Raw genomic sequence first — 12,987 nt, 5'->3', positions numbered from 1 at the left:
CCACATGACGCCTTATTCCCCATCTTCGGCGTCCACTTCATCGAATTGGTGGTAGATCAGGGCCGCAGAGAGCACCCCGGGCAACCCCTGAATGGTGTCGATGGCCGCCATGATGGGGCGCTGGCTCGGCCCCTCCAGGGTCACCACCAGCTTGCCCTCCTCGCTGACGGCGTGGATCTCGGCCCCGTCCAGGGTCGCAATCCGCTCTGCCAGGGCGTGGCGCAGATCGGGCTGGGTCAGCACCACCAGGCTGGATACATGGAACTCTTCTCGCGTCATATCACCGTTTTCCAACTTGTTCGTTTCTTGGGTCATCGCGAAGCTTCGCCACGAGACAGACCGATGCTGATGCTGCCCACCGGGCAATCCGCCACGCAGGCCCCGCAGCCGTTGCACGACTCGGCATGGATGCTGGGGGTGGGTACGCGCCCTAGCCGGGGGGAAAAGCGGATGGCCTGCTGCTCGCAGCTGTCCTGACAGCGCTGGCAGAACACCTGGGCAGTGGCCAGACAGCCCGCCTCGATATGGGCCACATACTCCCAGGGTGTCTGGGTTGTCGGCCTGAACACAGGCGCCTGGCAGGCGCTGACGCACTCGGTGCAGAAGGTGCACTCGCCGCGGTGAAAATCCACCGTGGGGAAGCCCCCGTCTCCCTTGATCAGGATCTGCTCCGGGCAGGCCGCCAGACAGTCGCCGCAGCGGGTGCAGCCGGCCACGAACTCGTCCCAGGAGACGGACCAGGGCAACTGGATCCCGGCCTTGGGGGCGCTCAGGTGTCCCCGAAACAGGCCTCTGCGTGACAAGTTGACCCCGTCGGTCATATCGACTCCTCTTTTCGGGGACGGATGCCCCCGCGCGGATCCCGTGACTGGCATTTTCAATACCAATTATAAGCGTGGGTGTATATTGCGGCCCTGACAAGTCAGGGGATATACCACCAGGGAGATAAACAGGGGGGATTCTTGCGCTGGATCAAACCCTTGGCGCAATTAGACACAGCAGGGGCAAGGTAAATTACCCCTATGTGAGGATTGATAATTAATCGAAGGTTATTTGAGGTGCACGGCGGCTGTCAGCCGCCGATGGAGGCCAGGTGGGGGGTCATGCCTGCATTGCCTTCATGGAGGCGATGGGTGGCGGCCTTGCCGGTCAGCGCCTGGCGAATACGCCACTGCAGCGCCTCCTGCTGGCTGTCATCGGTGAGCAGATCCCGCAGTTCCACCCCGTTGTCGCCAAAGAGACACAGGTGCAGCTTGCCCTTGGAGGAGACCCGCAGCCGGTTGCAACCGGCGCAAAAATCCTTGCTGTAGGGCATGATGAGCCCCACCCCGCCCCTCGAGTCCGGGTGCGTGAACACCTGGGCAGGGCCATCATCCAGGCCGCGCAGCTGCTGCACCCAGCCGCTCTCTTGCAGGCGCTGCTTGATGAGTTCACCGCTGGTATGGTGATCGCGAAACAGGGCGTCCATCTCGCCGGTCTGCATCAGTTCGATGAAACGAAGCTCGATGGGTTTGTCCCGGATCCAGGCGAGGAATGTCTCGAGCTGATGATCATTGAGTCCCTTGAGCAGCACGGCGTTGATCTTGACCGACCGGAAACCTGCACTCAGGGCGGCGTCTATCCCCGCCATCACCTCCGCCAGCTTGTTCTCGCCGGTGATCTGGTGGAACTGGCGGGGATCCAGGCTGTCGACGCTGACGTTCAGGGCCGTCAGCCCCGCATCGAACCACTCGCGGGCACGCTCCTTGAGGCGATACCCGTTGGTGGTCATGGCCACCTTCTCGATGCCGGGAGTATTGGCCACCGTCTCGATGATGGCCGTGAAGTCGCGACGCAGGGAGGGCTCGCCTCCGGTCAGACGCACCTTGCGCGTCCCCATGGCCGCAAACCCGGAGACGACGCGACGGATCTCCTCCAGGGAGAGGAAGGATTGGCGCCCCTCACCATCTCCTTTCGGCGGGTGATAGCCGTCCGGCAGACAGTAGGTACAGCGGAAATTGCAGACGTCGGTGACCGACAGACGCAAATAGTAAAAACGACGGGAAAAACCATCTTCAAGTGGCAACATAAACACCTTTCCAAATACGGGAGGCCAGGGCATTTCTTTCCTGACCCTTTCAGCTCGAACATCGGCTGACGGCGATCTCCCCCTATCTCAATGACTTAGGCAAAATCGCTCGGAGTTCATCTAGTTTTTCGATGCTAGCACAACTTGGAGTACACTCCCATGCTACTTTGTGGGGTCTTTGTGGGTGAAAAGGGAGCCGGTCGGCATGGGAAAATGGTTCAGAGTGCAGTCGGTCAGCAGCGCCATCGGTCGCTCCATGGTGCTGATCCTGTTCATGGCCAGCCTGATCGCCGTGGTGGCCATGGTCACCCTCTTCTATTCGGTTCCCGATGCCAAGGCCATCAATCTGTCGGGATCTCTGCGCATGCAGGCCTACCGCATGGCCTATGAAATCGAGAAGGATCAGGTCGTCCTCGGTCGGCTCGCCCAGTTTGAACAGACCCTTCATGCCCCCGAGCTGCAGGAGACCCAGCGCTGGATCACGCCCGCCTCACTGCGCCGCACCTATGGTGAAGTCCTGCTGCAATGGCAAGTGATGCGCGAACACATCGAGAATGCCACCCCCAGCCGTTATACCGACAATACGGAACAGTTCGTCGCCGCCATCGATGACTTCGTCAACCAGATGCAGTACCACGTGGAGTTCAAGGTGCGCATGCTGGCCTTGGCAGAGGGGTTGGGTCTGCTCGCCATCATCACCATCGCCTGGTGCACGGTGCGCTTCACCCGCCAGCAGGTGGTGGCGCCCCTCAATCAGCTGGTCTATTGCGCACGCCAGATCCAGCGTCAGGAGTTCGATCTCACCCTGCCCCCCCACTGTGAGAACGAGCTGGGAGAGCTGTCGGGGGCGTTCGCGACCATGGCCGACGAGCTTGGCAAACTCTACCGGGAGCTGGAGAGCAAGGTGGAGGAGAAAACGGCCAAGCTGCAACAGGCAAACGACACCCTCTCCTTCCTCTATTCCACCGCCCAGAAACTGCACGCGGCGCCCCTCAGCCGCCGCACCCTGCAAAAGCTGCTGGAGCGGGCCGCCGCCCACCAGCACATCGAGTACATCCGCCTCACCCGCTTCGAACACAATGCGATGCCGGTCTACATCACCGGGCGCAAGGGGTGGCCGGGGGATCTGGACGCCGTGGTGAGCTTCTACCTGCAGATGGATGAGGAGGAGTACGGCCGGCTCGACATGATAAGCGACCACCCCATCGACGAGCGGCTGATGAAGAACTTCTCCATGTTGCTGGCCCAGGTGCTGCACAAGGATCAGACCCTGCTGCAGCACCAGCGCCTGCTGCTGATGGAAGAGCGCGCCGTCATCGCCCGTGAACTGCACGACTCCCTCGCCCAGGCCCTCTCTTACCTGAAGATCCAGGCCACTCTGCTCAAGCGCTCCTTCGCCAAGGGGGACAGGGCCAAGACCGAGGCAGCCATGGAGCAGATCGACGAGGGACTCAGCAATGCTTATACCCAGTTGCGCGAACTGCTCGGCACCTTCCGCCTCAGCATCGGCGATGCCAACCTGGGTGAAGCCATCGCGGTCATGCTCGAGCAGCTCAAACCCCAGACGCACGCCGACATCAGGCTCCAGTACGGACTGACGGACACCGACCTTGAAGCGGGGCAGCACATCCACATCCTGCAGCTGATCCGTGAGGCAGTGCTCAATGCCATCAAGCATGCCAGCGCGCGGCACATTGACGTTAGCTGTGAGACCCTGGCTGATGGTAACATCCAGGTTCAGATTGCAGACGATGGTGTTGGAATAAGGGGCGCAAGCTCGGCGGTGAATCACTACGGTCTCAGCATCATGAATGAACGCGCCAGCAAATTGCGCGGCCAGTTGACCATCAGTGAACCGCCCTCCGGGGGCACCCGCATACACCTGACCTTTCCCACCAGCCTAACAAGAGATGCCTGATGGACGAGATGAAATACAGTGTTCTGGTCGTGGATGACCACCCCCTGATGCGCAAGGGAATTGTGCAACTGCTGGAGTTGGAAGATAACATCGACGTGGTTGGCGAGGCCTCCAACGGCACCGACGCCGTGGCCATGGCCAAGGAGTCCGAACCGGACCTTATCCTGCTCGACCTCAACATGAAGGGGTTGTCAGGTCTCGATACCCTCAAGGCGCTGCGGGCCGAAGAGGTGACTTCCCGCGTGGTGATCCTGACCGTCTCTGACGCCCGCCAGGATGTGGTTGCCCTGCTCAAGGCAGGTGCGGACGGCTATCTGCTCAAGGACACCGAGCCTGACATGCTGCTGGCCCAGCTGGCTGACGTGATGACCGGCAAGCAGATCCTGAGCGAGCCGCTACGTCCCTATCTCGAGAACATCTACGAACTGGACCACCTGCAGCAGAAGCTGGAGAGCCTGACCCGACGCGAGATGCAGATCATGCGTGAAATCGCCAAGGGGTTGTCCAACAAGCAGGTCGCCTCCGTGCTCCATATCTCCGAGGGAACCGTCAAGGTCCACGTCAAGAGCCTGCTGAAAAAGCTCGAGGCCCAAAGCCGCGTCGAAGCAGCCGTCATGTACCTGGAACAGCGCAACTGAGGTCCCGACCTCCTGCCAGCAAGGGGTCACCATCCGTGCCTCCTTGCTGGCCCCCTCTCCTTTTCCCCAAATGGCGCGGAACCCGGTGCTCTATTGAGTAGATGGATTATTATTTTCATGACATCACACGGGAAGGAAACATCGACATGACCTTTGAGCAGATAGAGCTGGTCCAGAAAGCCTGGGGCAGGGTGAGTGCCCTGAACAACAGCTATGTCCAGGAGGTGTATGAAGAGCTGTTCAGATTGTCCCCCGAACTCAGGGCCCTCTTTCCCCCACATCAGGAGCTGCCCGTTGCCAAGGTGTCGGACACCTTGAACACCGTCATCACCAGCCTCTCCCAGCTGGATGCACTGGGTTTCATCATTCGCGATCTCGGCAGGCGTCACCAGCGATTCAACGTTCAACCCCACCAGTTTGCGCTGCTCAAGCAGGCGCTGACCCAGGTACTGGCACGACGTCTCGGCAGTGGTTTTACCCCGGCACTGGCACAGGCCTGGTCGCAGATGTATGACGAAATAGCCGCCCTGATGCTGGACGGCATGACACAGCACACCGAATTCACCACCTGATCCCCTGGCCTTTGTCTCCAATCGCTGAATGGGTCTGTAACAGGCATTTTGCATGAATCAAATTTGCAATATGCGAAAATAGACTCATTCTGCACACGGGGTATGTTCGGCGCCCTAACACCTCACCTGAATCCCTTTTGCACTACCTTGCCTGCATTCGTGATACAAAATCACAATAGATTGATTTTAAATGGATATTAAAAATAACCACGGGAAATGGCTCACCCCTTCGCCACGCCACCTCTCTCTGGCACGGTCACTGCATTGTCACATTCAGCAATGACTGATTAGGAGGATGGAACATGAAACTTCAACAACTGGCACTGTTCCCCTTGCCATCCCACATTCTGCCCGGCGGCAAGCTCCCCCTTCGCCTGTTCGAGCCGCGCCACCTGCAGATGCTCAAGGAGTCCTTCCTTGAGGATCGGGGTTTTGGCATCGTGATGGAAGAGACCACCAGCACGGGCACCTGCGGACGGATTCTCCCGGTCGGAACCCGCGTCAAGGTGACTGATTTTTATACCCTCAACGACGGTTTGCTCGGGGTCACCGTGCTCGGCCTTGAACGCTTCTGCATCCACGAGATGGAAACGGATGACGCTGGTCTCAGGCACGCCCAGGTCGAGCCGTTGCCCAACTGGCCGAGTGCGGACTCTGATATCAGCGACAACCAGCTGGTCAGCCGATTGAGAGAGGTCTTTGCACAATACCCGGAACTGGATGAGCTCTACCCGGACAAGCAGTTCGACGATGCAGCCTGGCTCTGCCAACGCTGGCTCGAGATCCTGCCCATGCCGATCTATGAAAAACAGATGTTGATTGCCAAACAGAACAGTGAAGCGGCGCGTCAGTTCTTGCGCCGACTGATCGCACAGTGAGTCAAAGAGTGAGTCAACGGTTGGTTTGCAAAACGCGAATTCTCGGCACTGCATTCTTATAATGAAAAAATGAGAATTGCATTTTGCAATCACGGTAGCGATAAATAACACACAATTCAGCTACAGGCCGCAAATAACAGGTTTTGAAAAGTTGGCACGACTTTTTCATATAAAACCGTACAACCCGATTTATCCCGTGCTCTCTTCAGTATTTGCTGAAGAATTGGTCAACCACCAGGTTGACCATTTTTTTTACCCAAAATCGGCCGGCATCACCTGCAATGGCGGAGCAGGCAGCTTCGCAGCCTGGCAAGACTGATGGGTTTGGCCAGAAAATCGTTCATGCCCTGGGCAAGGCAGCGGGCCCTGTCCTCCATCATGGCATTGGCCGTCAACGCGACAATGGGCACCTCGCACCCCATGTCCCGCAGGCGCCGGGTCGCCTCCAGTCCATCCATCTGCGGCATCCGCATATCCATCAGGACAAGGTCCGGCTGCTGCTTCGCCACCTGTGCCAGGGCCTCCAGACCATTGCCTGCCAGCCTCACCCTGCACAACAGCTTCTGCAGCATCAGGGATACCACCAGCTGATTGACCGGACTGTCTTCCACCACCAGCACATCCAGCTCCAGTCTGGCGCACTCTTCACTGCCGGGGACGGCGGCCGGAGCACAGGGAGAGGCCATCCCGGGCAGCTCGAACCAGAAGCAGCTTCCCAGCCCAGGCGTGCTCTGCACGCAAATGTCTCCCCCCATCAGCTGCACCAGCCGCCTGCAGATGGCCAGTCCGAGCCCCGAGCCGGAGAAGCGGCGGGTTGCCGAACTGTCGACCTGATAGAAGGGTTCGAACAGCAACGCCTGATCCTCGGTGGAGATGCCGATCCCCGTGTCGCTGACCATGACCCCCAGCTTTTCCTCCTCCCAGGTCAACGCCAGACGCACGCTGCCAACGGAGGTGAACTTCACGGCATTGCCAAGCAGGTTGCCTATCACCTGGGAGAGGCGGACGGCATCCCCTTGAAGGCGTTCAGGGAGCGTCTCATCCAGATGCCAGTGCAGTGTGATGCCCTTGGCACTGGCCTGTGCCTGCAAGGGCTCCACCAGGGCACGGCACAGCTCGGCAGGCTGAAAGGGTTCGCAGTGCAGCGTCAGGGTATGTGACTCTATTTTCGAGAAATCAAGCACATCATCGATGATGGTCTGCAACAGATGCGCAGAGTGGGTGGCATGGCCGATGAGGGTCTGTTGCGGAGTGTCGAGCCGGCCGTGCTGCAGCAGATCCAGCATCCCCAGCACGGCGTTCATGGGAGAGCGGATCTCGTGGGTCATCATGGCGAGGAACTGGGATTTGGCACGGTTGGCCGTCTCGGCATCGTCCCGCGCCCGCGCCAGCTCCTGCTCCCGGCGGATCTGGCTGCCTATCTCCCGCGCCGTGCCCCGATAGCCGAGGAAGCGGCCACCGGCATCATGGCAAGGCTCCGCATTGATCTCCATCCAGCAAGGCCCGCCCGCCAGCATCACCTGGGCCCGCATTCCCCGCACCGGCAGATGGTGGGCGATCAGGTGCCGGTAGTGACTCCAGGCCGGGTCCTGCTTGTCGTGGGCAAAATCATAGAGGCTTCTCCCCGTCTGGCGGGCCAGCACTTCCCCCTGATAGCCAGGTGCAGAGACATAGCTGAGCCTGTGCTGGGGATCGGTCTCCCAGAACCAGTCGGAGGCCATGGCGGCAAAACTGCGAAAACGCTGTTCGCTGGCCTGCAGGGCCAGGGTCTTGAGGTCAACCTGTTCTTGCAGGCGAGCCCGATAGGCGATATTGACCAGGGCCTGGGAGATGAGCGGGCGACAACGCTGCATCGCCGCCTTGCTCTTGAGATCGAAGGTGCCCGCCACGCTGTGCCGGCAGATGAGCACACCGGAAAACCCCGGTCCCTGCAAGCCTGTCATCATGACGCTGGCCCAGCCCGGCGCCCCCGCCAGCGGCGCCAGCTCAGGCAGTTGGGCGGGATCATAGATGACCAGGGTCTCTCCCTCGATGGCCCTGGAGAAGAGCGGTGTCAGCGACCAGGTCCGGCCCACCTCGTCCGGCTGGGTGCTCAGATGGGTGCTGCCCCTCACGGCCTCCCAGGCGACCACGTCCGCCTGCTCAAATCCGATAAAGGGCTTGAGAGCAAGAATGAGACTCTCCAGTACCTGCTCCAGACTCTGGGCCTGTGCCAGGGTCGCCACCCCGCACAGCAGGGCTTGGGACTCCTCCCGATATCTGGCCTCCCGCTCCCGGCAACGCATCAGCTCCACCAGCGTGGTTTGCAGTTTGTCGCCCAAGGTTTCGAGTTCGCTATTGCCTATCATCTTGAATCCAGCACAGTGTCAGCTCTCGAGGAAGATTACGCTCGACACCATGAGGTTGCCGTGTGCCAGCTCACCATGGGGTAATCGTCCCTGTTCACCGAAGGTAAAGGGCGTGATGAAGGGGATCTCACCCAGCCTCTGACTGAATTGACTGACGATGTCCCCCAGCCTGTCCCCCAGAGCCAGCCGACAACCGGCACAAAACACCACCAGGGCGCCAAAGGGGCGCATATTGCTCGCCATGCCATATTCAGGCTCGATATTCACCGCATTCAGGCTGCGCTGCAACAACCCTTCCTGGCTGCTGTACATGAGCAGCAGCCGCTCTCCCAGTCGGGTTTCGGTAAAGAGGCGCAGCCCCTCCCGCGCCGTCACCGCCTCGGGATGGGAGAGCTTGTAGTAGGGCAGGTCATCGAGCATGCCGACCTGACGGGCCAGTGGCGAGAGCGTCGTCTCCCTGAGAATGGGGCCCACCGGCCAGGGCGTCGCACGCTCGGTCCAGCGACCATAGACCCGGGCCGCTGGCTCGTGATCGATGGTCAGCACCTCCCGCCCGTCTATCCCGGTAATGATGCCGCGACACTCGGTGGGTACATAGCCTGAATGAAACTGGAACGCCAGTTGGCAGTCGGGGTAAAGCACCGCCAACACGCACCCTTGTGATCCCTCCCCTTCGTCCCAGCACAGCTGCCACTGCCCGGCCACGCCATCATCTGCCGCCGACCCGCCGACGACGGGAACGGTCGCGCCAAACTCGGCGTCGATCCCAGCGAGCACAGCCTCCTCCAGCCCCGGGCTGGTGTGCAGCAACACGAGCTGCGGCAGCTCTCCCGGTCGGCCACCATCGGCGATGGCGCGGCGCAGCAATGCCCGCACATCCGGTTGATCCCCCATCTGGCCAGCCACGCCATAGGCCCCCTTGTCATCATAAAGGGCGGCGACCGACAGGCTCCAGCCATGCCGACCATGATGGCCATCCTGGGTCAGGATACCGCCGCAGGAGCTGCAACCGATCAGCCGGGTATCGGGAAAACGTGCCTTGAGCGCACGGCGCAGTTCCGCCGCCTCGTGTGCTTGGGTAAAATAGACCAGCAACAGCGATGGAATATGGGATGACTGGGCATGCAACCGCTCTGTAACTTGTTGGGCGGCCAGTGGGGTCGTCTCGGCAAGCGAGTGAGCCGTCAGGAAGTTCAACATCGTCTCCTAGGGGTACGGGATGCTTGTATCAAGCAAAAATCATACCCTTATCAAACAATTACCTGGCCATGGAGACTAGAATGGTGCTCACTGGCCTCCCACGGGATCACTGCATGTGGCAGAAAAATATCAATGACTTCGACCGGGTTGTCGCCATCGGCGGCGGGCACGGTATGGGCCGGGTGCTCTCTTCCCTGTCGTTCTTGGGATCCCGGCTGACGGGCATCGTCACCACCACGGATGATGGCGGCTCCACCGGACGCCTGCGCAAAAGCCAGGAGTGCATCGCCTGGGGGGATCTGCGCAACTGCCTCAACCAGTTGGTGACCACCCCCAGCATCGGTAGCCAGCTGTTCGAGCACCGCTTTACCGGCCGCGGCGAGCTGGCGGGCCACAACCTCGGCAACCTGATGCTGCTGGCCCTCGACAACCTCTGCGTGCGCCCCCTGGATGCCATCCGGCTCATCAGCGACATGCTGGAAATTGAACCCAATCTGCTGCCCATGTCCGAGCATCCCACCGATCTGTGCGCCCACACCGTCTGTGGCGATCAGATCCTGGGAGAGGTCTCCATCGATCAGCTCACCACACCGCCACGGGCCCTGAGCCTGAAACCGGTCGTGCCCGCCACGCGCGAAGCGGTCGAGGCGCTGAGCCAGGCCGACATGATCATCCTGGGGCCGGGCAGCTTCCTCACCTCCATCATGCCTCCTCTGCTGCTGCGCGAGATTGCGGAGGCGATCCGCAGCAGCCGCGCCATCGTCGTGTTCATCAGCAATCTGGTGGACGAAGAGGGTCCGGCAGGCCAGTTGTCACTGTCCAGTCAACATCGTTGGCTGGAAGAGCGGATAGGCAGCGGCCGGATCGATGCCATTCTGGCTCCCGAGGGCCCCCAGGTACCCGAGCTGCAGCACTGCCTCGTTCGGGCCGAGCTGGGTGAAGCGGCCCTCCCCCACCGCCACGACCGCCTCAAGCTGCGGCTGGCACTCGACACCGTGATCCTGAGCAGGCTTGGCGAGCGCGACATGGCGGGCTGATACCCTTCTGGATCAGTGAAACTGGGCCAGATGGGTGAAGACCTGGGGCAGGGAGTGCTCCAGCTCAGCCAGCAGTCTGCCGGCCTCTTGCTCATCTTCCCGGCGACAGGCGGACTCCAGATCCATCACCTGCTGATAGCTGGGTTTGGCGCCATAGCTGCCACAGGACGATTTCATGCTGTGGGCAACACGCGCCAAGGCTGACCAGTCCCGCTGCTCAAAAAGCGGTCTTAATTGGGCCAACTGCTCGCCTACCTCTTCGACAAACACCGAGATGACGACCGGCATCATCTCGTGACCGATGTCATCTGCCAGTTGTCGCAGCACTTTCTGATCCAGCCACTCCATCTTCTCTTCCCTATGATGGTATTCAAACAGACCACAATATAGCGGACCCACAGCCCCGCTGTCACCCGCCCTTCGGGCATGCCCGTATCGCTCCGGATGCTCTTGGGACACCAGAATGTGAGCAGCTTCAAGTTATCGGTATGTCAGCCAGAATGGAGAGAGATAAAGGTTGTCACAAAATTAACATCAAAGTAACAATGCAACCCATGAGAATGATGCGGCTCAGCAACACCTCTCTCATCCCTTTTTGCCTGTATGGCTGCTGCGAAGAACCAGGGTAGATATCTACCCTGGTATTTTTTATTTCTGGTTCAACAAGTTGGCCGCATTGCCATATTCCAGCTCGCCCAGCCTGAACAGGCAGAACTCCCCGGGCACCATCTTCACCCAATTCTCGTTGCCGGTGAGCGGCCGGGTGGCGATCAGGGTCACCACATCGTTCGGCGTGGTTTCACTCTGAAAGTCGATGGCCACATCCTCATCCAGCAGACGGGCTTCGCCAAAGGGAGCCCTGCGCGTCAACCAGTAAAGATTGTTGCTGCAATAGGTCATCACGAACTCTCCGTCCGACAGCAGCATGTTGAACACCCCGAGCCCGCGCAGCTCGTCGCACAGGGTCGCGAGGTAGCGGAACATGGCGGGGAAATTTGCCGGCCGTTTGGGATACTTGTGCTCCAGCCTGTCGAGCAGCCAGCAGAAGGCGTGCTCGCTGTCGGTGTCGCCTACCGGGCGATGGCGTCCCGTGGGCAGCCTCTTGTAACCGGTCAACTGGCCATTGTGGGCAAAGGTCCAGTAACGGCCCCACAGTTCGCGGGTAAAGGGGTGGGTGTTTTCCAGGGAGACACACCCCCGGTTCGCCTGCCGGATATGGCTGACCACGGCACGGCTCTTGATGGGCAGTGCCTGGACTAGCTTGGCGATGGGAGACTGGGCACTGGGTTCGGGATCCTTGAAGGTGCGAAAACCCCGCCCCTCATAGAAGGTGATCCCCCAGCCATCCTTGTGGGGACCGGTCTTGCCGCCCCGCAGCATCAGCCCGGTAAAGCTGAAGCAGATGTCGGTCGGCACATTGGCACTCATGCCGAGCAGTTCGCACATATTCCATCCACTCCCTGAATGTCTTGACTCTGGTTTCGTCAATCAACCGTCACGGCTGGACGAGAGGGCCGGTATGGTCACCCATCCCCCCTCTCAATCCCGGATCGTTGATTACTTGGCCATCTCTTTTTCAACCAGCTGGATCAGGATGTGGATCACCTTGATGTGCACTTCCTGGATGCGGTCGGCATAACCGAAGTGCGGCACACGGATCTCCACATCGGCCAGGCCAGCCATCTTGCCGCCGTCCTTGCCGGTCAGGGCAATCACCTTCATCCCTTTGGCACGGGCCGCCTCGATGGCTTTGAGGATGTTGCCGGAGTTGCCGCTGGTGGAGATGCCGAGCAGCACGTCACCACGGCGGCCGACGGCCTCCACATAGCGAGAGAAGACATAGTCATAGCCAAAGTCGTTGGAGACGCAGGAGAGGTGGCTGGGATCAGAGATGGCGATGCCGGCATAGCCTGGGCGGTTCTCGCGATAACGACCGGTCAGCTCCTCGGCAAAGTGCATGGCATCGCAGTGGGAGCCGCCGTTGCCGCAGGAGAGTACCTTGCCTTCCTGCTTGAAGGAGTCGGCGAGCAGCTTGGCCGCCGCCTCGATGTTTTTCAGATTTTGCTCATCTGCCAGGAACGCCTGAAGCACGCTGGCAGCTTCGGTCAACTCGTTGCGGATCAGTTCTTGGTACATGGTTCTTGAAATCTCGTCGTCCAACATAGGGTGGCGGCATTGTCGCACAAGCCAGTCCAATCGTCGCCCCCCGCCCGCCAAGATGGGGCGGGCAGCGCGTTATGCCGATCACAGAGCCAAGGTAACAGGCTTGTAAACAGCTTGATAAGTTTGTGCGTATGAATTACAACAGGGGCCATATCCAACAGGTCA

At 60.2% G+C, this 12,987-nt stretch carries 13 protein-coding genes and 1 riboswitch; of the genes, 5 read left to right on the top strand and 8 right to left on the bottom strand.

Annotated features, from left to right (window positions below; translation table 11 throughout):
* Window positions 1-12: 12 nt before the first annotated feature.
* From OKC41_RS08665 to moaA, 3 genes are all read right to left on the bottom strand, one after another.
* Complete coding sequence (locus OKC41_RS08665) at window positions 13-315, bottom strand: chaperone NapD (RefSeq protein WP_048207324.1); 303 nt, start codon at window positions 313-315, stop codon at window positions 13-15.
* Complete coding sequence (napF, locus tag OKC41_RS08660) at window positions 312-821, bottom strand: ferredoxin-type protein NapF (protein ID WP_041215513.1); 510 nt, start codon at window positions 819-821, stop codon at window positions 312-314. The genes OKC41_RS08665 and napF overlap by 4 nt, the downstream gene beginning before the upstream one ends.
* A 251-nt stretch (window positions 822-1,072) precedes the next feature.
* A complete protein-coding gene (moaA, locus tag OKC41_RS08655) occupies window positions 1,073-2,068 on the bottom strand; it encodes a GTP 3',8-cyclase MoaA (protein ID WP_010674152.1) in 996 nt (331 codons plus the stop codon).
* Window positions 2,056-2,195, bottom strand: a riboswitch (molybdenum cofactor riboswitch). Its footprint overlaps the gene before it by 13 nt.
* A gap of 78 nt (window positions 2,196-2,273) precedes the next feature.
* On the opposite strand from moaA, the gene narQ reads away from it, so the two are divergent.
* From narQ to OKC41_RS08635, 4 genes are all read left to right on the top strand, one after another.
* Entirely contained in the window at window positions 2,274-3,986 is a 1,713-nt protein-coding gene (gene narQ / locus OKC41_RS08650; RefSeq protein ID WP_201894877.1) for a nitrate/nitrite two-component system sensor histidine kinase NarQ, read from the top strand.
* Window positions 3,986-4,624, top strand: a complete 639-nt coding sequence (gene narL, locus OKC41_RS08645) for a two-component system response regulator NarL (RefSeq protein ID WP_039038841.1) — start codon at window positions 3,986-3,988, stop codon at window positions 4,622-4,624. The genes narQ and narL overlap by 1 nt, the downstream gene beginning before the upstream one ends.
* 146 nt (window positions 4,625-4,770) lie before the next feature.
* Window positions 4,771-5,196 (top strand): globin domain-containing protein, encoded by a 426-nt coding sequence (locus OKC41_RS08640; protein WP_039038868.1) that lies wholly within the window; start codon window positions 4,771-4,773, stop codon window positions 5,194-5,196.
* A gap of 302 nt (window positions 5,197-5,498) precedes the next feature.
* Window positions 5,499-6,074: an LON peptidase substrate-binding domain-containing protein gene (locus tag OKC41_RS08635; RefSeq protein WP_043154220.1), complete on the top strand. Its 576-nt coding sequence runs from the start codon at window positions 5,499-5,501 to the stop codon at window positions 6,072-6,074.
* A 272-nt stretch (window positions 6,075-6,346) separates the two neighbouring features.
* On the opposite strand, the gene OKC41_RS08630 is transcribed toward OKC41_RS08635, so the two are convergent.
* Together OKC41_RS08630 and OKC41_RS08625 are read right to left on the bottom strand one after the other, a co-directional pair.
* Window positions 6,347-8,422, bottom strand: coding sequence for an ATP-binding protein (locus OKC41_RS08630; RefSeq protein ID WP_270671895.1), 2,076 nt, complete (start codon window positions 8,420-8,422; stop codon window positions 6,347-6,349).
* Between the two features lie 18 nt (window positions 8,423-8,440).
* The gene (locus OKC41_RS08625) at window positions 8,441-9,622 is read right to left on the bottom strand and encodes an FIST signal transduction protein (RefSeq protein WP_201894879.1); all 1,182 of its coding nucleotides are present in this window, start codon (window positions 9,620-9,622) and stop codon (window positions 8,441-8,443) included.
* Between the two features lie 113 nt (window positions 9,623-9,735).
* Here OKC41_RS08625 and yvcK point away from each other — a divergent pair, with 113 nt between their 5' ends.
* Complete coding sequence (gene yvcK, locus OKC41_RS08620; RefSeq protein ID WP_029314269.1) at window positions 9,736-10,659, top strand: uridine diphosphate-N-acetylglucosamine-binding protein YvcK; 924 nt, start codon at window positions 9,736-9,738, stop codon at window positions 10,657-10,659.
* Between the two features lie 12 nt (window positions 10,660-10,671).
* Here yvcK and OKC41_RS08615 read toward each other — a convergent pair whose 3' ends face one another.
* The 3 genes from OKC41_RS08615 to lpcA all read right to left on the bottom strand — a co-directional run bounded on the left by OKC41_RS08615 (window position 10,672) and on the right by lpcA (window position 12,795).
* Window positions 10,672-11,007: an Hpt domain-containing protein gene (locus tag OKC41_RS08615; protein WP_039038838.1), complete on the bottom strand. Its 336-nt coding sequence runs from the start codon at window positions 11,005-11,007 to the stop codon at window positions 10,672-10,674.
* Between the two features lie 300 nt (window positions 11,008-11,307).
* On the bottom strand, window positions 11,308-12,105 hold the full coding sequence (locus OKC41_RS08610; RefSeq protein WP_010674143.1) for a class II glutamine amidotransferase: 798 nt from the start codon (window positions 12,103-12,105) through the stop codon (window positions 11,308-11,310).
* Window positions 12,106-12,216: 111 nt separating this feature from the next.
* Window positions 12,217-12,795: a D-sedoheptulose 7-phosphate isomerase gene (lpcA, locus tag OKC41_RS08605; RefSeq protein WP_039038837.1), complete on the bottom strand. Its 579-nt coding sequence runs from the start codon at window positions 12,793-12,795 to the stop codon at window positions 12,217-12,219.
* Between the last annotated feature and the right edge of the window lie 192 nt (window positions 12,796-12,987).

It is taken from the genome of Aeromonas sp. QDB17, assembly GCF_027705305.1.
GTDB classification, from domain to species: domain Bacteria; phylum Pseudomonadota; class Gammaproteobacteria; order Enterobacterales; family Aeromonadaceae; genus Aeromonas; species Aeromonas caviae.
The sequence above is the reverse complement of the archived record's forward strand: the minus strand, read 5'-3'. Positions and strand labels throughout refer to the sequence as shown.